Origin of the sequence: Kitasatospora sp. NBC_01287, assembly GCF_026340565.1 — a bacterium.
GTDB lineage: Bacteria > Actinomycetota > Actinomycetes > Streptomycetales > Streptomycetaceae > Kitasatospora.
This window is the reverse complement of record NZ_JAPEPB010000002.1, coordinates 759,359-781,770: the sequence shown is the minus strand read 5'-3', so window position 1 is coordinate 781,770 and position 22,412 is coordinate 759,359. Positions and strand designations below refer to the sequence as shown.

Here is a 22,412-nt window from a genome sequence, read left to right as displayed (position 1 = left end):
ACTCCCGCCCCGCCATCTCGCCATCCGGCCGTTCGCCGGTCCGCCGCCGGAGGGGATGTCACAGTCCGCGCCGCTGCTCAGTCCTACGGGCATGAGAATCGCGATCATAGGCGGAACAGGAACCCTCGGCCGGCCCCTGACCGAGGAGCTGCGGGCCCGCGGGCACCAGGTGCGGGTGCTCAGTCGGGGCTCGGCCGAGTACCCGGTCGACCTGCGCACCGGAGTGGGTCTGATCGAGGCACTGACGGGCTGCGAGGCGGTGGTGGACGCCAGCAACGACCGGACCAGGAAGGCCGAACGGACCCTGGTGGCAGGCAACCGGCTGCTGCTGGAGGCCGAGCGGCGCGCCGGCGTGGGGCACCACGTCTGCGTGTCGATCGTCGGCTGCGAGCGGGTGCCGCTCGCCTACTTCCGGGTGAAGGTCGCACAGGAGCAGGTGGTCGAGCAGGGGCCGGTGCCCTGGACCATCCTGCGGGCCACCCAGTTCCACGAACTGGTCACCGACACCCTTGAGTCCACCGCCCGGCTGCGGCTGCTCCCGTTGCCGCGCGTCCGGTTGCGCCCGATCGCCTGCGCCGAGGCGGCGACCTACGCGGCCGACCTGGTCGAGGCCCCGCCCGCGCTGCGGCGGATCGATCTGGTCGGCCCGCGACCGACCGACCTCCACGAGCTGGCCCGCGCCTGGCGCACCGCCACCGGCCGCCGCGTCCCGCTGCTCCGGCTACCGCTGCCCGGCAGCCTCGGTCGGGCGCTGCGCGCCGGGGCGCTCAGCGTCGACCACCCGGAGCTGCGGGGCACGCAGGCCTACGAGCAGTGGCTCCGCGCCCGCCCCGACGCCGCCGCCTGACCGGGGTCGGGCACCCACGGCACCCACGGCACCCACCGCACCCACAGCAGCCCCGGCACTCCCGGCACCACCCGGGCAGCGCCGGGGCTTGCCTCGGGGCAGGTCGCATGAGTTAGTAAATGAACGTTCATTTACTAACGAGGACGGTGCGGTGGGACGCCCCCGAGGGATCGAGGACGCGGTGATCCTGCGTGCGGCGGTGCGGGTCATGGGCCGGGTGGGTCCCGCGGGGCTCACGCTGGCCGCGGGTGCGCAGGAGCTCCGCGCCGGAACGGATGCGGCGGCGTTGGCCCGCACCGTGCGGGCGATCACCGCCGGTGTGGGCCTGACCTGGGCCCTCGAACGCCGGGGCACCCTCGAACAGCGGCTGCGCCACGAACTCGTCACCGTACTGTCGCCGCACATCCCGCCCCTGCGAGCGCCCCGACCGGTGAGAGCGCCAACGCCAACACCAAGGCCACGAGCAACGCCAAGGCCACGAGCAACGCCAAGGCCATGACCAACGCCAAGGCGACGAGCAGGAGGAACCATGACGGCTGACACCCGCCCGCTGGCAGGAAAGGTGGCCCTGGTCGCCGGCGGCACCCGGGGCGGCGGCCGGGGCATCGCCGTCGAACTCGGCGCCGCCGGTGCGACGGTGTACGTCACCGGTCGCAGCAGTGCCGGCGGGCGCTCCGAGCTGGGCCGTCCGGAGACCATCGAGGAGACGGCCGGGCAGGTGACCGCCGCGGGCGGCCTGGGCATCCCCGTCCGCACCGACCACAGCCGTCCCGAGGAGGTGCGGGCCCTGGTCGAGCGGATCGCCGCCGAACAGGGCGGACGGCTCGACGTCCTGGTCAACTCCGTCTGGGGCGCGGACCCGCTGACCGACTGGGAGCACCCCTTGTGGGAGCAGGACCTGGAGACCGGTCTCCGGCTGCTGCGCCAGGCGGTGGAGACCCATGTGATCACCAGCCGGTTCGCGCTGCCGCTGATGGTCGCCCGCCGGAGCGGGCTGGTCGTGGAGGTGACCGACGGCAACACCGCCCGCTACCGGGGCTCGTTCTTCTACGACCTGGCGAAGTCGGCGGTCATCCGGCTCGCCGTCGCGCAGGCTGCCGAACTCCGGCCCTACGGCGTCGCGGCCGTGGCGCTCACACCCGGCTTCCTGCGCTCGGAGGCCGTGCTGGAGCACCTGGGCGTCACCGAGGACAACTGGCGCGACGGCGTGGCCGAGGATCCGGACTTCGCCCATTCCGAGACGCCCGCGTACCTGGGCCGGGCCGTCGTCGCGCTGGCCGCCGACCCCCGGATCATGGCCAGGACCGGACGGGCCCTGGCCACCTGGGGCCTCTACCGGGAGTACGGCTTCACCGACACCGACGGCACCCGGCCGGACTTCGCCGCCCACTGGGCCGAGCACCTGGAGGAGCGGCACGGACCCCTCGGGGACCCGCTGTGACACCCGCCGGGCCGCAGCCGCACTCCTCCCCGCCGCCCGTCCTGGCTACTGCCCGTCCTGGCTACTGCCCGTCCTGGCTACTGCCCGGGCTGGTCGCTGTCCGAGCCCTGGCCGAGTTGGCCGTTCAGGTCGGGGATGGTGGCCAGGACGGCCGGTGAGACGATGCCGAGCGCGTCGGTCGCGTTGACCGTGGCCCCGGCCGGCGCGGCCACCTCGACGTAGAGCGCGTGCTGGGTGAGCGTGTACCGGTAGCCGCCGTGGCCGTCCTGCTCCAGGTACCACTGGACGCCGTCGACATTGGGCCCGGTCGACATCTGGTTCGCCACGATGCGCAGCGACGCCGGCCGCGCCACCCCGCACCGCAGGACGGTGCGCGGGGTGGTCCGCCAGACGGCGACGTAGGGGGAGTTCGGCGGGTCGGCCCGCGGGTGGCCGAGCATGGCCGACGGCAGCGCCTTCATCAGCGCGGCGCAGGGGCCGAGCGCCATCGGGTCGGGGTGGGGGGCCGTGATCGGCGGTTGGTAGCTGCCGCCGGACATCAGCACCGCGCCGGTGCAGGCGAGCAGCACCAGGGGTGCCGCCAGCCAGCGCACCGGCGCGGGCAGGGTCTGCAGGGCGCGCTGAGCGCGCTGGGTCAGGGCCACCGGGAGATGGTAACCGGGCCATGCCCGGCACCCCCGGCCCGGGGACCGACCCCAGGCCGCCCCGACGTCCGCAGGCGTCCTCACGCGTCCGCAGGCGTCCTCAGGCGTCCGCGGACGCCGGAGGCGACCCGTCGGTGCGGCTCAGTCCTGGCGGACCGCCGAGACGTCGAACTCCAGCACCACCTTGTCGCCGACCAGCACGCCGCCGCCCTCCAGCGCGGCGTTCCAGGTGATGCCGTAGTCCTTGCGGCTGATCGTGGTGGAGCCCTCGAAGCCCACCCGCAGGTTGCCGTAGGGATCGCGGGCGCTGCCGTCGTACTCGACGTCCAGGCTGATCGGGTGGGTCGTGTCCTTGATCGTCAAGGTGCCGTTCAGCCGGTACTTGTCGCCGCCCAGCGCCTCGATGCCGGTGGAGCTGAAGACGATGTCGGGGAAGGCCGGCGCGTCCAGGAAGTCGTTGTTGCGCAGGTGGCCGTCACGCTGCTCGTTGCCGGTGTCGATGCTCGCGGCCTTGATCGTGACGGTCGTGCTCGACCTGGCCGGGTCGCTCCCGTCCAGGTGCGCGCCGCCCTCGAACTCCTTGAAGAAGCCGCGGACCTTGGTCACCATCGCGTGCCGGGCCACGAAGCCGATCCTGGTGTGGGCGGGGTCCAAGACGTACTCGCCGGTCAGCTCGGTGAGCGGGGTGCTGCTCATGCGTCCTCCAGGTCTGTCCGAGTCACGGTGGGGTCGGGGCGGCCCGGGGGTGGCGGCCCCGGAGACCCACCGTATGGGCGCGCGACGCCGCCGGGCGGGCACGGCGCGCGGACCCGGCCGATCCGCGGGGCGGGGTTGCCCGCCCCGCCCGTCGCAGCCGATGATCCACCGATGCGCCATGTGATCGAACCACCGGACCGCGACGACGCCCTCGCGATCGGGCAGATGCAGCTGGCGGCCTGGCTGGAGACCTATCCGAACCCGGCGGCCGGCATCGACGAGCAGTGGATCCGCGCCCAGCGGGGCGAGCCGGCCACGCCCGAGGGGGCGGCCCGCTGGCGTGAGTTCATCGAGCGGGCGGCCGATGAGCCGGAGCACGCCTTCTGCCGCGTGGTGCGCCGGGGCCCGCGGGCGGCGATCGCCGGTGTGATCTGCGGCAGCCGCGCCCGGCCGCCGGCCGAGCGGGAGGTGACCCTCGGGCCGATGTACCTGCGCGCGGCGGACCAGGGCCGCGGCCTCGGGCGGCAGTTGATGGTGGAGCTGCTGGCCTGGGCGGAGCCCGACGCCATCGTGCTCTGGGCCACCGCGTACAACGAGCAGGCCCTGCGCTTCTACCGCCGCCACGGCTTCCACCCCACCGGTGAGCGGGAGCTCTGGCGTGAGCGCCTGCCGAACCTGCGCATGCGCCGGCCTGCCGCGAGCTGACGGTCACCGCCCGGCGGCCCCGGGGGGTGATCCGCACCACCCGGGCGGATCAGGCAGGATGGCAGAGCTGGTCGGGTCGACGGAGGGCAGGGTGGGGGAGTTGCGCAGGTACGGGCGAGCGGTGGTCGGCGTGGTCGCGGTGCTGGCCTTCGGGATCGCGGTGCACAGCGTGCACGGCGGCGGCCAGGGCACCGCGGGGGCGGCCCGCCCCGTCGGCGGCGCGAGCCCGGCGGCCGCCACCCCCGGCGCCCCGGGCGCCACCCCCACCGGGAGCCCGTCCGCCACCGCCGGCGCCACCGCCACTGCCACCGCCGGCGCCACCGCCGGCGACTACGACCCCGCCCACTTCGCCGCCCAGGTCCGCACCCGTGCCACCCAGGCCGGGATCGACCCCCAGCTGCTGATGGCGATCCTCTACAACGAGTCCTACAAGCCGCACGACCCCGCCGCCGAGCGCGCCTGGCAGCAGCTCAAGCCGGACGCCGCCTTCGGCATCGCCAACATGCACAAGGCCGCCTTCGACGACACCAAGGCGGGCCGGGACTTCGCCGGGCGCGACTGGGACGAGCTGCCCGACGACCCCGACCTCGCGATCGAGGCGGCCGCCTGGTTCCTGCACGACCTGGCCGCCCAGCTGCCCGCGCACCCCAGCACCTCCCTCACCGAGGACGAGCTGCTGGCACTGGGATACAACGCCGGGGCCGGCAACATGCTCGCCTTCGCCCGCGGCACCTCGGTGGGCCCGCAGGCCGGCTCCTACCTGAGCAACCTGCACGCCAACTGGGACAAGGCGGCCGCCGCGCTCGGCCCGCGCTCCTGAGGGCCTCCTGACGCACCACCAGCTCCTGATCCGCCATCAACCGGGGGACGGCGCTCCCCGTTCGGCGCAGCCCGGCTGGTGATCGCCGTCCCTGGCTTCGCAGACTCGGAAGCCGGGGGTGACGGGACCAGGGAAGGCATCCTCATGAAGACTGTTCTGCGCCGGACGGCCGTGGCCGCCACCGTTCTCGGCTTGGCGGCCACGGCCGCCGGCTGCGGCAGCGCCAAGAGCTCCAGCACCAGTTCGGGCGCCAGCAGCTCGACCTCGGCGCTGAAGATCGGCCTGCTGCTCCCGGAGACCAAGACCACCCGGTACGAGCAGTTCGACAAGCCGCTGATCGAGGCCCAGATCAAGGCGCTGGCCCCGAACGCGACGGTCGACTACTACAACGCCAACCAGGACGCGACCACCCAGCAGACCCAGGTGGACACCGCTCTCACCAAGGGCGACCAGGTGCTGATTTTGGACGCCGTGGACGCCAAGGCGATCCAGTCCTCGGTCCAGAAGGCCCACGACGCCCACGTGAAGGTGGTCGCCTACGACCGGCTGGCGCAGGGTCCGGTGGATTCCTACGTCTCCTTCGACAACGACAAGGTCGGCCAGCTGCAGGGCCAGGCGCTGGTGGCGGCGGTGGGCGACAAGTCGGGCAGCGGCCAGATCATCATGATCAACGGCTCGCCCACCGACCCGAACGCCGGCGAGTTCAAGGCCGGCGCGCACAGCGCGATCGACGGCAAGCTGAAGATCGGCAAGGAGTACGACACCCCGAACTGGGACCCGAACAACGCCAACCAGGAGGCCGCCGCCGCGATCACCGCGATCGGCGGCTCGAACGTGGTGGGCGTCTACTCGGCGAACGACGGGATGGCCGCGGGCATCGCCACCGCGCTCAAGGCCGCCAACCTGAGCGTGCCGCTGACCGGCCAGGACGCCCAGCTCGACGCCGTGCAGCGGATCCTGGCGGGCACCCAGACCATGTCGATCTACAAGCCCTACAAGCCGGAGGCGGACGCGGCCGGCTCCATGGCGGTCGACCTGGCCGAGGGCAAGTCGCTGCCGTCCGACGTGGTGCCGACCACGGCGACCAGTGGCAGCAACACCAAGGTGCCTTCCATGCTGATCACCCCGATCGTGCTCACCAAGGACAACATCAAGACCACCGTGGTGGCCGACGGCCTCTACACCGTGCCGCAGATCTGCACCCCCGACTACGCCGCCGACTGCTCGGCCGCCGGCCTGCAGTGACCGTCCCCGCAGCAGCGTGATCCGACGGTCGGACGATCTGTCGAACGATCTGTCGGACGATCTGTCGGACGATCTGTCAGAAGGGAGCGGCCGCCATGGCAGACGAAGGTCAACCGGTGCTGGCCCTGCGCGGGGTCTCCAAGCGGTTCGGCGCGGTCCAGGCGCTGACCGACATCGAGCTGGAGGTGTACTCGGGCGAGGTGCTCGCCCTGGTGGGTGACAACGGCGCGGGCAAGTCGACACTGGTCAAGTCGATCGCCGGGGTCAACCAGCCCGACGAGGGGGTGATCGAGTGGCAGGGCCGCCCGGTCACCGTCCACCGGCCGCAGGACGCCCAGCAGTTGGGCATCGCCACCGTCTACCAGGACCTCGCGCTCTGCGACAACCTTGACGTGGTCGGCAACCTCTTCCTCGGGCGCGAACTGAAGCGGTTCGGGGTGCTGGACGAGGTCGCGATGGAGCAGCGCTCGCGGACGCTGCTGGACACCCTCTCGATCCGGATCCCCAGCGTGCGGATCCCGATCGCCTCGCTCTCCGGTGGCCAGCGCCAGGTGGTGGCGATCGCCCGCTCGCTGATCGGCTCGCCCAAGGTGGTCATCCTGGACGAGCCGACCGCCGCGCTCGGCGTCGAGCAGACCGCGCAGGTGCTCGACCTGGTCGAGCGGCTGCGCGAGCAGGGCCTCGGGGTGATCCTTATCAGCCACAACATGGCCGACGTGATGGCCGTCGCGGACCGGGTCGCGGTGCTCCGGCTGGGCCGCAACAACGGGGTCTTCGACCGCCGGTCGACCTCCCAGGAACAGATCATCTCGGCCATCACCGGCGCCACGGACAACGCCGTGACCCGCCGCCAGGCCCGCGGGACGGAGGGCCCCCAGTGAGCGACGACCCCAACACCCCGCACGAGGAGGAACCCTTCACCGAAGGGCGGCACGAGCAGGCGCGCCACCGGCTGCCCGAGGACGCGATGCCGCAGGGCGGCGTCAACGCGCCCGTTCCGGTGGCCGCCGAGGCGACCCCGGCGGTGGACCCGCGGCTGATCGTGCGCCAGGAAGGCGTCAAGGGCTACCTCGGCGAGTTCCGCCGCCGGGTGAGCAGCGGTGAGCTCGGCTCGCTGCCGGTGGTGCTGGCGCTGATCGTGATCTGGGCCGTCTTCGGCAGCCTGAACAGCAGTTTCCTCTCGGCACAGAACCTCTCCAACCTCTCGCAGCAGATCGTCGGCACCGGGATGATCGCGATCGGCGTGGTCTTCGTGCTGCTGCTGGGCGAGATCGACCTGTCGGTCGGCTCGGTCAGCGGGCTCTGCGCGGCGATCTACGCGGTGCTGGAGGTCACCCACGGGGTCAACCAGTGGGTGGCACTGCTCTGCGCGCTGGTCGGCGGCGCGGTCGTCGGCTTCATCCAGGGCTTCTTCTTCGCCAGGGTGGGGGTGCCGGCCTTCGTCGTCACCCTGGCCGGCAACCTGGGCTGGAACGGCCTGATGCTGCAGGTGCTCGGCTCCAGCGGGACGGTCAACCTCTCCGGCACGGACATCGTCTCCCGGCTCTACAGCACGATCTTCAGCCAGCAGATCGCCGCCTACGGGGCGGCCACGATCGGCGTGCTGCTCTTCCTGGGCGCCTCGCTGCTGGACGCCGCCCGGCGCCGGCGGGCCCAGGTGCCCTCGCGGCCGATCGCCGAGATCGCGCTGCGCACCGCGGCACTCGCGGTGATCGCCTACCTGGCCGCCTACACGCTGAACCAGTACAAGGGCCTGCCGCTGGCGCTGCTGGTCTTCCTGATCTTCATCGTGGTGCTGGACTTCGTGCTGCGCCGCACCGGTTACGGGCGCAAGGTCTTCGCGCTCGGCGGCAACATCGAGGGCGCCCGGCGGGCGGGCATCAACGTGCCCTGGATCCGGATCTCGGTCTTCACCGTCTGCTCGACCATGGCGGCGGTCGGCGGCCTCTTCCTGGCCGCGCAGATCCAGTCCGCGAGCCAGACCTCCGGCGGCGGCAACCTGCTGATGAACGCGATCGCCGCCGCGGTGATCGGCGGCACCAGCCTGTTCGGCGGGCGCGGTACGACCTGGTCGGCGCTGCTGGGTGCGCTGGTGATCGGCTCGATCCAGTCGGGCATGAACATCGAGGGGCTGAGCAACGCGATCCAGTTCATGATCACCGGCGCGGTGCTGCTGGCCGCGGTGGTCATCGACTCGCTGGCGCGGCGCACCCAGAAGGCCGCGGGCCGGGCCTGAGCCACTCTCCGGCGGGCCGGACGCGACGCTGCCCCGCCAGGCCGGTCCCCGTCACCCCCGGCCGAGCCGGGACCACCACGCTGCCCCGGCCCGCCGGGGCAGCGTGGTGCCCAGCGCGAGCAGCGCGAAGGCCAGCATGGTGAGCGCCGCCACACGGGCCCCGGCCCCGGCGCCGGCCAGGTGCAGCGCGAGGGTGACGGCGGCGACCCCGATCGCGGTGCCCAGACCGCGGGTCATGTTGACCATGCCGCCGCCGGTGCCCGCCGAGGTGGCCGGGATCGCCCGCATCACCAGCGCGTTGTTGGCCGGTACGAAGACGCCCAGCGAGAGGCCGAGCAGCGCCAGCGGGATCGGCAGCAGGGCGGTCACCGGGGGCAGCAGGGCCAGCAGGGCCAGGGCCGGCACGCAGCCCGCGGCACCGATCCGGCTGCGCAGCCGGTCGCTCCAGGCACTGGGCAGCAGGCGGTCGGCGGTGGTCGCGGCGAGGGCGAAGCCGCAGGGGAGCGCGGTGAGCACCAGGCCGGTGGCCAGCGCGCCGCCGCCGCGGCGGGCCAGCTCGGCGGGGACCAGCACCAGCGGACCGAAGAGCACCAGGTAGCCGCAGAGCCCGCCCAGCAGCCCGGGGCCGAGCCGGCCGGCGCGCAGCAGCGCGAGGTCGACCAGTGGATGGGCGCAGCGCCGCTGGCGGCGCAGGAACGCCCGGCCCGCGGCGAGCGCCGCCAGGCCCGGCAGCACGGCGGTCCAGGCCGGCGGGCCCAGGCCCGAGGCGACCGAGAGGGCCAGCAGCGCGGCGGTGGTCGAGCTGCCGAGCAGCAGCACGCCGCGCGCGTCGATCCGGGAGCCGCTCGCGCACTGCCGGGTGCGCGGCAGCAGGTAGTGGCCCGCCACCAGCGCGAGGATGCCGATCGGGACGTTGACCCCGAAGACCCAGCGCCAGCCGAGGGTGCTGACCAGCGCGCCGCCGATGGTGGGGCCCAGGGCGAGGCCGACCGCCTGGCCGGCCGCCTGGATGCCGAGCGCGGCCCGCATCCGGCCCGGCGGGGCAATGGTGGTGACCAGGGCCACGCTGTTGGCCTGCATCATGGCCGCGCCGATCGCCTGCACCACCCGGAAGGCCACCAGGACGCCCAGCCCGGGCGCCAGGCCGCAGGCGGCGGAGGCGGCGGTGAAGACCGCGAAGCCGTAGAGGTACATGAGCTTGCGGCCGCGCGCGTCGGAGATCCGCCCGACCGGGACCAGGAAGGCCACCAGGGCCAGCAAGTAGCTGAGCGAGACCCACTCCACCGCGGCCGGCGTGCTGTGGAACTCGGCGCGCAGCGGCTGGTAGGTGAGTGTGACGATGCTGGCGTCCAGCTGGCCCATGAAGGCCCCGAAGCAGACCGTGCCCACCGCGAGCCGCCAGGCCCACGGGTGCGCGCGCACGGCGTCGGGCCTGGCCCGTTCGGTGGTGAGCAGCGTGCGCAGCCGAGGGCCCGGGGCCGGGTGCGGCGGAGCCTGGCGCTCGCGTACGGACATGGATGGGCCGTTTCTGTCGCGGAGCGGATCTGTCGCTATCAGATTACATCGATGACAGACATATTCGGTAGCGAATGTGTTCGACCGGCTTTCCGTGCATCGCTATGCTCCGGTCATGATCGATTCCACGACGCCCATCCGGATTGCCCGCCCCTCCCGCGACCTGGCCGCCGCCGAGCGGTTCTACGTGGCCGGACTCGGGCTCGACGTGCTCTGGCGGACCACCGAGCGGGTCTCCGGCGAGCACGACCTTGTGATGCTCGGGCCGGCCGACGGGGCCTGGCACTTCGAGCTGACCCGCGACCCCGAGCACCCGCTGGAGCCCACGCCCACCGTCGACGACCTCTTCGTGCTCTACCTCGGCGCCCCGGTCGAGCAGGACCTCGTCGACCGGCTGCTCGCCGCCGGCGGCACCCGGGTGCCCGCGCACAACCCGTACTGGGACGAGTTCGGTGTCACCGTCACCGACCCCGACGGCTACCGCCTGGTGCTCTGCGCGCGCCGCTGGGGGAAGTAGTCCGCGTCGGGCGCTCCTCGGCCCCGCGTGGTCATCGGCCCCGTGCGGAAGGCGGCTCTTCCCCCGGGGGCAGCAGGACGGTGAAGGCGGTGTGCCCCGGGCGGCTGGCGACGGTGAGGGTGCCGCCGTGGGCCTCGACCACGGTGTGGGCGATGGCCAGGCCCAGACCGGTGGTGCCGGAGCTGCGGGAGCGGGCCTCGTCGCCGCGGACGAAGCGTTCGAAGGCCCGCTCGGGTGGCTGGAGACCGATGCCGGGACCGGTGTCGGTGACCGTGAGCCGCACCGGCCGGCCCGGGGGCGCTCCCTCGTGCGAGGTTGTCAGGCGCAGTGTCACCTCGGTGCCCCGCGGGGTGTGGGTGCGGGCGTTGGTCAGCAGGTTGCCCACCACCTGGCGCAGTCGGTCGGCGTCGCCGTGGACCAGGACGGGCTGCTCGGGCAGCGCCAGGCGCCAGCGGTGCTCGGGTCCCGCGGCACGGGCGTCGGTGGCGCAGTCCAGGGTGATCCGGGTCAGGTCGACCTCGGCGAAGGTCGGCGGGCGGCCGCTGTCCAGCCTGGCCAGCAGGAGCAGGTCCTCGACCAGTCGGCCCATCCGCTGGGACTCGGCGTCGATGCGGGTCAGTGAGTGCCGGACGGCCGAGGGGAGCGGGTCGGGGTGGCGCAGGGCGAGTTCGGTGTGCCCGCGCACGTTGGCGAGCGGGGTGCGCAGTTCATGGCCGGCGTCCGCGGTGAAGGCCCGCAGCCGCTCCTCCACGGCCTGGCGCTGGGCCAGGGCGTCCTCCAGGTGGCCGAGCATCCGGTTGAGGGCGCTGCCGACCAGGCCGACCTCGGTGCGCGGGTCGTCGTCCGGTGCGCGGGCCGTCAGGGCCACCGCGCCGTTGGACAGCGGGAGGGTGCTGACCGCCTCGGCGGTGGCGACCACCCGGCCCAGCGGGCGCAGCGACCAGCGGATCCAGAGCGCTCCGCCGACGCCGGCCAGGACGAGTGCCACGCCGAACACCAGCAGTTCCACCGTGGCCAACCGGTGCACGGTCTCCTCCACCGGGCGCAGCGGCAGGCCGGTGACCAGCACGTCGCCGTCCTGGCCGGTGACCGCGTGCAGCCGGTAGCGGTGCAGTGAGGAGAGGTTGACGTCGGCGGGCGGTCCGCCGACCGGCAGCGCGGCCAGCGCCTGGCGGTCACGGGTCGTCAGGCGGACCAGGTCCTTGGCGTCGGGAGGCAGGTCGCCGGCCTCCACCGCGGCGTCGGTGGCGTCGCCGTCGACCAGGCCGGCGTCGGTGACGACCCCGCCCTTGAGTCGGGCGCCGAAGGTGCCGGGGGTCTGGGCCCTGGTGTCGCCGCTGTCGCCCGTCGCGCCGGACTGTCCGTCGGTGCCGTGGGCGCCCCCGGCGTCGCGGCGCTCCAGGCTGGCGGCGAAGCGGGCGCCGGTGTCGGAGAGCTGCTGGTCGAGCCGGACGGTCAGGAAGTGGCGCAGCATGCCGGTGGTGGTCAGGCCGACCCCGGCGCAGGTGAGCACCAGCAGGGTGAGCATGCCGGCGATCAGCCGGGTGCGCAGCGTCCAGGCCGCCGGACGGCACCGGATCCGGACGCTCACCGCGGCACTCGCAGGACGTAGCCGGCGCCCCGCACGGTGTGGATCAGCGGCGGGTGGCCGTGGTCCAACTTCTTGCGCAGGTAGCTGATGTAGAGCTCCACCACGTGGGCCTGGCCGCCGAAGTCGTAGGACCAGACGGCGTTCAGGATCTCCGCCTTGCTCAGCACCTGGCGCGGATGCTGCATCAGGTAGCGCAGCAGCGCGTACTCGGTGGGGCTCAGCTCGATCGGCCGACCGTCCCGGGTCACCTCGCGGGCCTGGTCGTCCAGGACCAGGCCGCCCACCGCCAGGGCTCCTTCGGGCGGCCCGGCCGGGCCGTCGGTGGCGGGTCCCGTCCGGCGCAGCAGGCTGTGCAGCCTGGCCATCACCTCGCCCAGGCTGAACGGCTTGGTGACGTAGTCGTCGCCTCCGGCGGCCAGCCCGGCGATCCGCTCCTGGACCGTGTCCCTCGCGGTGAGGAAGAGCACCCGCACCTCGGGCCGCTCGGCCTGGATGCGCCGGAGCACCTCCACACCGTCGAACTCGGGCAGCATGATGTCCAGGACCACCGCGTCCGGGTGCCAGGCGGCGGCCGCGGCGACGGCGGCCGGTCCCGTCGTCGCCGCGCGGGCCTCCCAGCCCTCGTAGCCCACCGCGGCGCAGAGCACCTCGACCAGGTCGGGTTCGTCGTCGACGACCAGGATCCGCCGCCGTGGCCGGTCGACGTCGGTTGCGCTGTCCATGGGGGTCCCTGCGATTCCTGGGGCGACGGGGGAGGGGTGCGGGCGGTGCGGGCGACACCGACGGCGCGTCGTCCCGCCCGCACCGGCCCAGGTCGGCGAGGTTACCGCAGCTGCCCGACGGGCGAGGTCAGCCGTGCGTCACGCACTTGGCAGCGCTGTTGGACCACAGGCCCTGCAGGTCGAAGCTGCCGGTGCTGAGCGGGACGAAGGCGTCGAGGTTCTCGCACTCGTCGCCGATCTCGCCGCCGCCGCCGTTCCAGCCGATGCTGGGCCAGGTGTCGGTGACCGTCTCGGCGTACTCGTGGGTCTCGGTGGATTCGATGCCGGACAGCGCTCGGCCGTCGGTCAGGGTGGTGCAGCCGTCCACACCGGTGTCCGGGACGTAGGGCAGGTTGGTGTAGGCGAGGTTGCCGTACGACGAGGTGGTGTAGTCGTGCCAGGCGCAGAAGCCGCTGCTGGGGAACCCGTCGGGGTGGGCGCCGGTGGGGGAGACGATGACGTACTGGGCGTTCAGGTTCGGGCTCTGGGTCGTGTTGCCGAAGTGGCCGGCGGCCTTGACGGCCTCGGCGGCCAGCTGGGCGGCGGTGGCGTTCGCGGGCGTCGCGGCCGTGTTGTCGAACCAGGTGCCGGCCAGCGGGGTGCTGGTCGGGTGGACGACGTGGGTGCCCTTGGTGCCGCAGTTGCTGGTGCCCTTCGCGACGCCTTCGCAGTACTGCGACAGGATGGTGCCCCAGGTGTCCTGGCTGCCGTACAGGCCCTTGAAGAGGTTCTGCAGGTCGGGGGCGACACCGGCCGGGTCGGAGGACCACTGCGAGCCCCAGAACACCAGGTAGACCTTCGGTGTGGGCGAGACCACGCCCTGGGTGGCGCTGGAGCCGACCTTCAGGGTGTTGCTCGATGCCAGCGGGTGGACGCCCTGGTGGATCGGCTTGACGCCGTGGTGGGCGTTGCCGGTGGCGGCGGAGGCCGGCCCGGCCCCGGCCAGGGAGGCGGTACCGAGGGCGGCGAGGCCGACGGCGGCCAGGGCCCGCGCGGTGAGCGAGGAGGGGCGGATGCGCATGGTGGGTTCTCCCGAACTCAAGGGGGGGGTGAACGGCGCTCATTGCGGATTCGTCATCAGGTTTCGCCGGTGTCTCCCCGACGGGTTCTGTATGAATCCCGCTGCTCGGAGAAGGACCTGACGATCCGTCATGAATTGACGGGGCGCGCCCGTGGGGGCGGGCCGACGGCCCGCCCCCACGGTTACTGGTCAAGCGCTGGACACCGGTGTCAGGAGGTGGTGATGGCGGTGTCGTCGATCACGAAGCTGGTCTGCAGCGAGGAGTTCTCGGTGCCGGTGAACTTCAGGGTGACGCTCTGCCCGGCGAACGAGGACAGGTCGTAGGTGTAGAGGGTGTAGCCGGTGTTCTTGTTGGTGTTGGAGAAGGACGCCACCGTGCTGGAGCCGGCCGTCACCTTGAGGGTGTCGTGGGCGGTCGAGCTGGTGTCGGCGGTGTCGATGTGCAGGTAGAACGAGAGCGAGGCGTGGCAGCCGGCCGGGATGGTGACGCTCTGGCTCAGCGTGTCGGTGTGGGTGCTGCCGTAGCCGTCCAGCCAGGCCTTCCAACTGCCGGAGTGGGCAGGCTCGCTGGAGGAGTTGTCGATGACGCCGGCGGTGGCGGTCCACGGCGAGGCGGAGCCGGTCTCGAAGCCGGGGTTGCCGAGCAGCTGGGCGGCGGTGCAGCCGCCGCCGGTGCCGCTGCTGACGGTCCAGGTGAAGGAGGCGGAGCCGCTGGCGCCGGTGCCGTCGGTGGCCTTGACGGTGACGCTGTAGCTGCCGGCCGCGCTCGGCGTGCCGCTGATCAGGCCCGAGGAGCTGATCGACAGGCCGGTGGGCAGACCGGTGGCCGAGTAGGTCAGGGTCTGGCCGGAGCCCGAGTCACTGCCGCTGACCTGCAGGGAGACCGGGGTGTTCACGGTGGTGCTCTGGGTGCCCGGGTTGGTGACCGTCACCGTGTTGCCGGTCGAGCCGCCGCCGACGATCGGGTGCGAGATGGCGCACGCGTTGGTGTCGTTGGACCAGCTGGCCTGCTCGGCGAAGGTGCCGGTGCCCATGGTGATGTTGGCCGCGCCGCCGGCGGTGCCGGGGCTCAGCCAGGCGCACTCGTCGGAGTTCTCCTGGCCGTTGTAGGTGGCGTCACCGGTCTGGTTGGTCCAGCCGCCGGCCGGGTTCTGGTCCGACATCATCTCGTGCCACTCGTGGCCGAGCGTCATGGTGAAACCGTCGAGGGTGCCGGGGGAGTTGACGAAGCCGACGCCGCAGCCCGCGCCCGAGTCCATGTTGTACGGCTGGTTGCTGAACGCGACGTCGCCGTAGGGCGAGGTGACCGCGCCGCCGGTGAGCGTGCTGTCACCGTTGTAGTCGTGCCAGGCGCAGTACTGGCCCTGGTAGCTGTCCGGGTTGGTGCCGTGCGGCGACAGGATCACGTAGTACGCGTGCCGGTTGGCCGCGGCCGTGGTGTTGCCGAAGTGGGCGGCCGCGTTGACGGCCTCCTGGCCCAGCTGGTGACCGGTCGCGGCACTGGGCGAGGCGGCCGCGTTGTCGTACCAGACGCCCGAGAGCACGCCGCCGGCCTGGTAGGGCACGAAGCTGGCGTTCGAGGGGCAACTGGTGGCGCCGGTGGCCACGTTGGGACCGTCACACCACTGGGTCAGGTCGGCCGACCACAGCTCGTTCCCGGTGCCGATGCCCTTGAACATCTGCTGCGCGGCACCCGCCGCGCCGTCCGCGTCACCCGAGAACTTGGCGTTCCCGTTGCTGTCGGTGCTCTGCGTGCCCCACTGGTTGCCGTAGAACACCAGGTAGACCTGCGACTTGCCGTCGTTGACGCCGATGCCGTCGACGCCACCGCCGTAGGAGAGGGTCTCGGGCCCGGTCGCCACGCTGGGCGAGGACTGCGTCGCCGACCACGCCTTCATCTTGTCGTTCTGCTGGATGGTCGGCAGCGCCCCGTGCCGGTACGCGTGCTGGTACGCGGGGCTGTAGGGGTCGGTGACGGTGCTGCTCTGCGTCTGGTGCGGGGCCGGCTGGGCCACTGCCTGGGGTGCGGCGGCGGCGAGCAGGGCTCCGGTGGCCAGGGACAGTGACGCGAGGCCGGTCAGACCGACTCGCGCCGCGCTGCGGAAGCGGGGGGTACCCATTCTGTGGGGGGATCCTCTCTGCTGCTGATCGCCCGGCACCGGTTGGCGCGGGCGATCGGCTCTGGGGGCAGGGCAGCGAGACGCACCGGAGTGCGCACGGTGGGCGCGGCGCACGCCGTTTCCGCGCAGGGCGAAGCCCGGCTGGGGGACGTCTGGAGGTACGGCGTGGGCTGTCCGCGGGGATGTTCGTCCCCGGGTCCGTTGGAAGATCAGGTGGTGCGCCGTTCGCTGGCTGAAGCAAAGCAGAGTTGACGAATGGGGGTCAACGGGCGTGCGCTTCCGGACCGGGGTGGCGCCGATATTCAGAGAGAACTGAGAAGTTGGGCCGAGGTGAGAAGTCGGGACGGGAAGTCGGGACGGGAAGTCGGGACGGGAATTGGGCGCGCGGAACTCCGTGGTCTTTCAGAGGAATCTCAGAGCTCTGCGGGGCTGGCAATCGGCCTGACGTTGCGTCAAGATCCGACCGGGGTCAGCGGTCCGCGCCCTGCGCAGGGTGCCGCAGGGCGCGGACCGCTAGTTCGCCGCGGGGAGCGGCCGCTCAGAGCGGCAGCAGACGGGTGATCAGCTCGCCCAACTGGCGTGCGTTGCGGCACGGGTGCATCGGGACCACGCCCGCGTAGGCGAGGGCCGCCGAGTCGCCGGTCGACCAGGAGCCGGGCTGCTCGGGGTTGAGCCAGTGCACCCGGCGGGCCTGCCGGGCCAGTTGGGCCAGGGCAGGCAGGTTGGGGTCGCGGTTGTTGTTGCGGGCGTCGCCCAGGATCAGCACCGAACTGCGCGGACCCACCGCCTCCCGGTAGCGCTCGACGAACTCGCCGAGCGAGGAGCCGTAGTCGCTGTACGGGTGGTGGCCGAGCACCGTGGCCTCGGCGGGGATCCGGCGGGCCAGGTCACCGGGGTCGCCGCCGCTGCCGAGCAGGTGGGTCACCTCGTCGGTCCGGTTGACGAAGGCGAACACCCGCACCCGGCTGAACTCCTCGCGCAGCGCCTGGACCAGCAGCATGGTGAAGTCCGAGAACCCGGCGACCGAGCTGGACACGTCGCAGAGCAGCACCAGTTCGGGCCGCTGCGGACGGCGGCGCCGGTAGGCGGGCCGCAGCGGCACCCCGCCGGTGCCCAGCGAGCGCCGCACCGTGCGGCGGAGGTCGATCTGCCCGCGGGCCGCCCGGCGCCGGCGGGCCGCCAGCCGGGTGGCCAGCTTGCGGGCGAGTGGGCGCACCGAACGGCGCAGTTCGGCGAGTTGCTCGCGGCCCGCGAACAGGAAGTCGATCTGGTCGACGCTGGGTGCCACTGCCCGCCGGGCGATCTCCTCGGTGCCGCGCAGCTCGGCGCTGCGGCGGCGGGCCTCGGTGGCGACCAGGGCGCGGAAGGCCTCGATCCGGCGGCGGATCTCGTCCGGCTCGATCCGTTCCAGGACCTCGGCCGGGCGCCGCTGCCCCCGGCTCTCGCGCAGCGCGGCGAGCACCCGGGCCAGCAGGATCTGCGGGCGCAGCCGGTCCAGCGTCTGGTGCGCCGACCAGCCGCCGGCGCCGGGTGCCCCGGGCGCCTGGCCGAACGCGCCGAGCGCGCCCACGGCTCGCGCGGCCAGCTGCGCCATGGCGGCGCTGTCGCCGGCCGCGAGCGCCGCGGCCAGCTCCTCGCGCAGCTGCTCGACCGTCGGACCGCCGGTCGCCTGAGCGCCGGTCGCCTGAGCGGTGGCCGCTGGATCGCCGGCCTGCCGCGCCGCCTCGGGCTCGCCGACCCGGCCGGGGAAGTAGAGGTCGAAGGTCGCGTCGAAGACGGAACGCTGGCCGTGCGCGCGCAGCAGGGCCGCGGCCAGGCCCTCGCGCAGCCGCTCCCGGTCGGCCAGCCCGAGCACGGCGAGCACCTGGGCGGCGTCCACCGTCTCGGCCGGGCCGACCCGCAGGGCGTTCGCGCGCAGCGCGTGCACGAAGGCGGTCAGCCGCTCGGCCAGTGCCTGCCGCTGCCGCTCGCTCACGCCAGGGTCAGCTTCTCGGCGGCCCGGCGCAGGTCCTCCTGGTGCTTGAGGATCACGCCGAGGCTGTCCCGGACCACCGCGTCGGTCAGTGTGTCGGCGCCGAGCGCGAGCAGGGTGCGGGCCCAGTCGATCGCCTCCGCCACCGAGGGTGCCTTGCGCAGCTCCATCGCCCGCAGCGCGCCGATCACCTTGACCACCGACTCGGCCAGCGCCTGGTCGAGCTCCGGCACCCGGGAGCGGACGATCCGCACCTCCAGCTCCGGGTCGGGGAAGTCGAGGTGCAGGAAGAGGCAGCGCCGGCGCAGCGCCTCGGAGAGCTCGCGGGTCGCGTTGGAGGTGAGCAGCACGAAGGGGCGGCGCTCGGCGGTGATCGTGCCCAGCTCCGGGATCGTCACCTGGAAGTCGCTGAGCACCTCCAGGAGCAGCCCCTCCACCTCGACGTCGGCCTTGTCGGTCTCGTCGATCAGCAGCACGGTCGGCTCGCTGCCGCGGATCGCGGTCAGCAGCGGGCGGGGGAGCAGGAACTCCTCGCTGAAGATGTCGGTCCTGGTCGCCTCCCAGCTCTCCGCCCGCCCGGCGGTGATCCGCAGCAGCTGCTTGGCGTGGTTCCACTCGTAGAGCGCGCGGGACTCGTCCACCCCCTCGTAGCACTGCAGCCGCACCAGCCGGGCGCCGGCCACGGCGGCCACCGCCTTGGCCAGCTCGGTCTTGCCGACCCCGGCCGGGCCCTCCACCAGCAGCGGCTTGCCCAGCCGGTCGGCCAGGAAGACCGTGGTCGCCACCGCAGTGGAGGCCAGGTAGCCCGCCTCGGCCAGCCGGGCCGACACCTCCTCGACGGAGCCGAAGAAGCCCGCCTCCCGCTGATCGGTCATGCCGTCAACTCCCGCCCCGTACGCCGTCATGTGCACTGTTCACGTGCACCGTTCAGGTGCGCCGCTCGCGCGCGACGCCCGTGTGCGCCGCCCCGTCCGGGTGACCCTACCGGGTCGAACGAAGCGCCGACCCGGAACGGCCGTTGCTCCACCCGGGTGAGCCGTTAGCCTGAACCTGTCACCTTGGGTAGCGGTGACACTACCGAAAGAGAGGGATCGGCATGCTCTTCCAGGAGACGCACATCCGCGCCTACGAGGAGTCGGACGGCGAGATCGGCCACGAGTGGCTCGACGGGGTCTACACCCTCATCCTCACCACCATCGGCCGCAGCAGTGGTGAGGAGCGCAAGTTCGCGGCCGTCTACCGCAAGGTCGGCGAGGCCTACGTGCTGGTCGCCTCGCGCGGCGGCAGCGACAGCCACCCCAACTGGTACCTCAACCTGCTCGCCCGGCCGCGGATCCGGGTGCAGGTCGGCGCCCGGCAGTTCACCGTGCGGGCCCGCACCGCCGAGGGGGCCGAGCGCGCGGAGCTCTGGGAGCTGATGGTGGAGGCGTTCCCCAAGTTCGCCGAGTACCAGAGCGGGACCTCGCGGGTGCTGCCCGTGGTGGTCCTCGACCCGGTGGACGCCGCCGAGCAGGGCGAGTAGCGGGCGCCGGGGCGGGGTGGCCGACCGCACCCCGCCCCGGTCGGTCGCCGCCCCTCACCGCGGCCCCTCACCGCCGGCTGTCGGCCGCGGGCTCCGGGGCGGCCGCCGCGGCCCGCTCCTGCGCGCCGGCCACCTGGCTGAGCAGCACCACGCCGACCGCGACCGCCGCCACGCCCAGCAACTCGACCGCGACCCAGCCACCGGTGCGGATCCGCTCGCCGAACAGCGTCATGCCCAGCGCGACGCTGGCGCAGGCGTCGCCGAGGGTCAGCGCGGGCTGGGAGAAGACCAGTTGGCCCGACTGGAGCGCGTTCTCCAGCAGGAACAGGGCCAGCACGCCGATCAGCGCGAAGCCGTAGGTCTGCCAGACCGTCAGGAAGGCGGTCAGGCCGCCGCGCTGCCAGGCCAGCGCCGAGGCCTTGAGCATCGCCGCGGTGAGCGCGTAGCAGAGCGCGGCGCCCAGGGCCAGGCAGGCCGCCCGGACGGGGCCGGCGCCCCGGCGGGCCGCCACCGCGGTCAGCAGTGCCACCAGTCCCAGGCAGCTGACCGTGGCCAGCAGCCAGCGGGTGAAGCCCGCCGAGGGGCCGTCGCCGCTGGGCGCCGCCGCCCAGAGCGCCACGCCCAGGCCCGCGGTGACCCAGCCGGCCGCCTGCCAGGTCCGCGGCGGCAGCGGGCGGCGCAGGATCAGGCCGGCCAGCAGCAGGGCGATCAGCAACTCCAGGACGAAGATCGGCTGCACGATCGAGAGCGGGCCGTTGGCCAGCGCCAGTGCCTGGCAGCAGGCGGCGGCGGCCACCGCGACCATGCCGCCCAGCCAGACCCGCTGGCGCAGCAGCGCGGGGAACAGCCCCCGGCCCATCCCGCGCAGCGGCACCCGCCCGGCGGCCTTGCGTTGCAGCACCGTCGCCAGCGCGTTGAAGACCGTGGTGAGCAGCGCGAAGAGCACGGCCAGCGGGGTGTGCATGGGTCTCCAGACGCCTGGTCCCGCGGGTCGGCGGGAGCGGCTGGGCGCCCCGCCGGTGGACACCACTCACCTTGCCACGAGTGATCGTCGCGGCACCGGCGATTCTCGAGTCCGGTCACGGGTCGGCAAAGAAAACGGAATGTTGATTCCTGAACAGCTAGGCTGTCGGTATCGGAATGATCATTCCGTTTCACTGCCGATCCCGGAGGGTCCGATGGCGTCCGCCGCGCCGCGCACACACCACCAAGTCACCTTCGCCGTCCTCGCCGCCGGCGTGGCCGCGTACGCCCTGCTCCAGTCGCTGGTCACCCCGGTGCTGCCGACGATCCAGGCCAACCTGCACACCTCCCAGTCCACCGTGACCTGGGTGCTCACCGCCTACCTGCTCTCCGCCTCGATCTTCACGCCGATCATGGGGCGGATCGGCGACATGATCGGCAAGGAGCGGGTCTTCGTCGTCACCCTGATAGCGCTCGCGGTCGGCTCGCTGCTCGCCGCGCTGGCCGGCAACGTGACGCTGATGATCGTGGCCCGGGCGGTCCAGGGCATCGGCGGCGGTGTGCTGCCGCTCGCCTTCGGCATCGTCCGCGACGAGTACCCGAAGGAGAAGGTCTCCGGCGCGGTCGGGACCATCGCCTCGCTCAGCGCGGTCGGCGCGGGCCTGGGCATCGTGCTGGCCGGGCCGATCGTGGACGCGCTGGACTGGCACTGGCTCTTCTGGCTGCCGATGATCATGACCGTGGCGGCCGCGATCGCCGCCTTCTTCCTGATCCCGGCCTCGCCGGTGCGCACCCCCGGGCGGATCAGCTGGTTGCCCGCGCTGCTGCTCTCCGCCTGGCTGGTCGCGCTGCTGGTGGCGCTGAGCGAGGCGCCCGAGTGGGGCTGGGGCTCGGGCAAGGTGATCGGGCTGCTGGTGGCCGCCGTGCTGCTGGCCGTGCTGTGGGTGCAGAGCGAGCGCCGGGCGGCCGCGCCGCTGATCGACATGGGCATGATGCGGCTGACCGCGGTGTGGACCAACAACCTGGTGGCGCTGCTGATCGGCGTCGGCATGTACGCCGTCTTCGCCTTCCTGCCGGAGTTCGTGCAGACCCCCTCGGCGGCCGGCTACGGCTTCGGCGCCGACATCACCCGCTCCGGGCTGATGCTGCTGCCCGCGACCATCACCATGTTCTTCGTCGGCACCGCGGCCGGCGGGCTGGCCCGCCGGATCGGCGCCAAGACCGTGGTGCTGCTCGGCTGCCTGGTCGGCACGGCGGCGATGGCGATCTTCGCCTACGCCCACCAGCACGCCTGGGAGATCTACGTCGGCACCGGCGTGATGGGCGTCGGCTTCGGGCTCGCCTTCGCGGCGATGTCCAGCCTGATCGTGAGCGCCGTGCCGCCCGCGCAGACCGGCGTGGCCAGCGGCATGAACGCCAACATTCGCACCATCGGCGGCTCGGTCGGCGCGGCGCTGATGGCCAGCGTCGTCACCTCGCACGCGGCCCCCAGCGGGCTGCCGCGCGAGGCCGGCTACACCAACGGCTTCGCCATGCTGGCCGCCGCGCTGCTGGTGGCCGCCGCCGCGGCGCTGCTGATCCCGGTGGCCGGCCGCTCCCGCGGGGTGGCGGACTCGCTGCCCGCCGACGAGCCCGCCCACGCCGAATCCGGCCTGCTGGCCGCCGGCACCCTGGTCGGCGACAAGCCGGAGTAGCACCTGCCCCGCCGCACCTGCCCCGCCGCACCCGCCCCAGCGCGCCCGCGGGCCGGTGCGGCCGGTGCGGCGGAGGCGGCGAAGGCGGTGACCTGGGAGGTC

At 73.2% G+C, this 22,412-nt stretch carries 20 protein-coding genes; 10 read left to right on the top strand and 10 right to left on the bottom strand.

The genetic code is table 11. The features are described 5' to 3' along the window. Positions 1 to 91 precede the first annotated feature (91 nt). Complete coding sequence (locus OG455_RS40325; protein ID WP_266301744.1) at positions 92 to 847, top strand: SDR family oxidoreductase; 756 nt, start codon at positions 92 to 94, stop codon at positions 845 to 847. A 529-nt stretch (positions 848 to 1,376) separates the two neighbouring features. Next, a complete protein-coding gene (locus OG455_RS40320) occupies positions 1,377 to 2,288 on the top strand; it encodes an SDR family oxidoreductase (RefSeq protein ID WP_266301743.1) in 912 nt (303 codons plus the stop codon). Positions 2,289 to 2,365: 77 nt separating this feature from the next. On the opposite strand, the gene OG455_RS40315 is transcribed toward OG455_RS40320, so the two are convergent. Both OG455_RS40315 and OG455_RS40310 read right to left on the bottom strand, forming a co-directional pair. Beyond that, positions 2,366 to 2,932, bottom strand: coding sequence for a DUF3515 domain-containing protein (locus tag OG455_RS40315; RefSeq protein WP_266301742.1), 567 nt, complete (start codon positions 2,930 to 2,932; stop codon positions 2,366 to 2,368). 141 nt (positions 2,933 to 3,073) lie between these two features. After that, positions 3,074 to 3,628, bottom strand: a complete 555-nt coding sequence (locus OG455_RS40310) for a YceI family protein (RefSeq protein ID WP_266301741.1) — start codon at positions 3,626 to 3,628, stop codon at positions 3,074 to 3,076. Positions 3,629 to 3,799: 171 nt separating this feature from the next. Between OG455_RS40310 and OG455_RS40305 the strand changes: the two genes are divergently transcribed. The 5 genes from OG455_RS40305 (at position 3,800) to OG455_RS40285 (ending at position 8,634) form a co-directional block, all read left to right on the top strand. Beyond that, positions 3,800 to 4,333 carry a GNAT family N-acetyltransferase gene (locus OG455_RS40305; RefSeq protein ID WP_266301740.1) on the top strand — a complete coding sequence of 178 codons (534 nt, stop codon included), beginning with the start codon at positions 3,800 to 3,802 and terminating at the stop codon, positions 4,331 to 4,333. A gap of 58 nt (positions 4,334 to 4,391) precedes the next feature. Continuing rightward, positions 4,392 to 5,153: a transglycosylase SLT domain-containing protein gene (locus OG455_RS40300; RefSeq protein ID WP_266301739.1), complete on the top strand. Its 762-nt coding sequence runs from the start codon at positions 4,392 to 4,394 to the stop codon at positions 5,151 to 5,153. Between the two features lie 144 nt (positions 5,154 to 5,297). Beyond that, positions 5,298 to 6,398 (top strand): sugar ABC transporter substrate-binding protein, encoded by a 1,101-nt coding sequence (locus tag OG455_RS40295; protein WP_266301738.1) that lies wholly within the window; start codon positions 5,298 to 5,300, stop codon positions 6,396 to 6,398. A 95-nt stretch (positions 6,399 to 6,493) separates the two neighbouring features. Next, complete coding sequence (locus OG455_RS40290) at positions 6,494 to 7,279, top strand: ATP-binding cassette domain-containing protein (RefSeq protein WP_266301737.1); 786 nt, start codon at positions 6,494 to 6,496, stop codon at positions 7,277 to 7,279. 86 nt (positions 7,280 to 7,365) lie between these two features. Further along, a complete protein-coding gene (locus OG455_RS40285; protein ID WP_266301852.1) occupies positions 7,366 to 8,634 on the top strand; it encodes a sugar ABC transporter permease in 1,269 nt (422 codons plus the stop codon). A 51-nt stretch (positions 8,635 to 8,685) separates the two neighbouring features. Here OG455_RS40285 and OG455_RS40280 read toward each other — a convergent pair whose 3' ends face one another. Next, positions 8,686 to 10,149, bottom strand: coding sequence for an MFS transporter (locus OG455_RS40280; RefSeq protein WP_266301736.1), 1,464 nt, complete (start codon positions 10,147 to 10,149; stop codon positions 8,686 to 8,688). 115 nt (positions 10,150 to 10,264) lie between these two features. Here OG455_RS40280 and OG455_RS40275 point away from each other — a divergent pair, with 115 nt between their 5' ends. Continuing rightward, positions 10,265 to 10,666, top strand: a complete 402-nt coding sequence (locus OG455_RS40275) for a VOC family protein (RefSeq protein ID WP_266301735.1) — start codon at positions 10,265 to 10,267, stop codon at positions 10,664 to 10,666. Positions 10,667 to 10,697: 31 nt separating this feature from the next. Here OG455_RS40275 and OG455_RS40270 read toward each other — a convergent pair whose 3' ends face one another. The 6 genes from OG455_RS40270 to OG455_RS40245 form a co-directional block, all read right to left on the bottom strand. Continuing rightward, complete coding sequence (locus tag OG455_RS40270) at positions 10,698 to 12,194, bottom strand: cell wall metabolism sensor histidine kinase WalK (RefSeq protein WP_266301851.1); 1,497 nt, start codon at positions 12,192 to 12,194, stop codon at positions 10,698 to 10,700. A 59-nt stretch (positions 12,195 to 12,253) separates the two neighbouring features. After that, positions 12,254 to 12,979, bottom strand: a complete 726-nt coding sequence (locus tag OG455_RS40265; RefSeq protein ID WP_266301734.1) for a response regulator transcription factor — start codon at positions 12,977 to 12,979, stop codon at positions 12,254 to 12,256. A gap of 127 nt (positions 12,980 to 13,106) precedes the next feature. Then, positions 13,107 to 14,039, bottom strand: coding sequence for a hypothetical protein (locus OG455_RS40260; protein ID WP_266301733.1), 933 nt, complete (start codon positions 14,037 to 14,039; stop codon positions 13,107 to 13,109). A gap of 209 nt (positions 14,040 to 14,248) precedes the next feature. Continuing rightward, a complete protein-coding gene (locus OG455_RS40255) occupies positions 14,249 to 16,159 on the bottom strand; it encodes a putative Ig domain-containing protein (RefSeq protein WP_266301732.1) in 1,911 nt (636 codons plus the stop codon). Positions 16,160 to 16,697: 538 nt separating this feature from the next. Then, positions 16,698 to 18,134 (bottom strand): VWA domain-containing protein, encoded by a 1,437-nt coding sequence (locus tag OG455_RS40250; RefSeq protein WP_266301731.1) that lies wholly within the window; start codon positions 18,132 to 18,134, stop codon positions 16,698 to 16,700. Continuing rightward, positions 18,131 to 19,006 (bottom strand): MoxR family ATPase, encoded by an 876-nt coding sequence (locus tag OG455_RS40245; RefSeq protein WP_266301730.1) that lies wholly within the window; start codon positions 19,004 to 19,006, stop codon positions 18,131 to 18,133. The genes OG455_RS40250 and OG455_RS40245 overlap by 4 nt, the downstream gene beginning before the upstream one ends. 221 nt (positions 19,007 to 19,227) lie before the next feature. Here OG455_RS40245 and OG455_RS40240 point away from each other — a divergent pair, with 221 nt between their 5' ends. Then, positions 19,228 to 19,653 carry a nitroreductase family deazaflavin-dependent oxidoreductase gene (locus OG455_RS40240; protein ID WP_266301729.1) on the top strand — a complete coding sequence of 142 codons (426 nt, stop codon included), beginning with the start codon at positions 19,228 to 19,230 and terminating at the stop codon, positions 19,651 to 19,653. A gap of 67 nt (positions 19,654 to 19,720) precedes the next feature. On the opposite strand, the gene OG455_RS40235 is transcribed toward OG455_RS40240, so the two are convergent. Continuing rightward, a complete protein-coding gene (locus OG455_RS40235; RefSeq protein ID WP_266301728.1) occupies positions 19,721 to 20,617 on the bottom strand; it encodes a DMT family transporter in 897 nt (298 codons plus the stop codon). A 214-nt stretch (positions 20,618 to 20,831) separates the two neighbouring features. On the opposite strand from OG455_RS40235, the gene OG455_RS40230 reads away from it, so the two are divergent. Then, positions 20,832 to 22,310, top strand: coding sequence for an MFS transporter (locus tag OG455_RS40230; RefSeq protein WP_266301727.1), 1,479 nt, complete (start codon positions 20,832 to 20,834; stop codon positions 22,308 to 22,310). Positions 22,311 to 22,412: the final 102 nt, after the last annotated feature.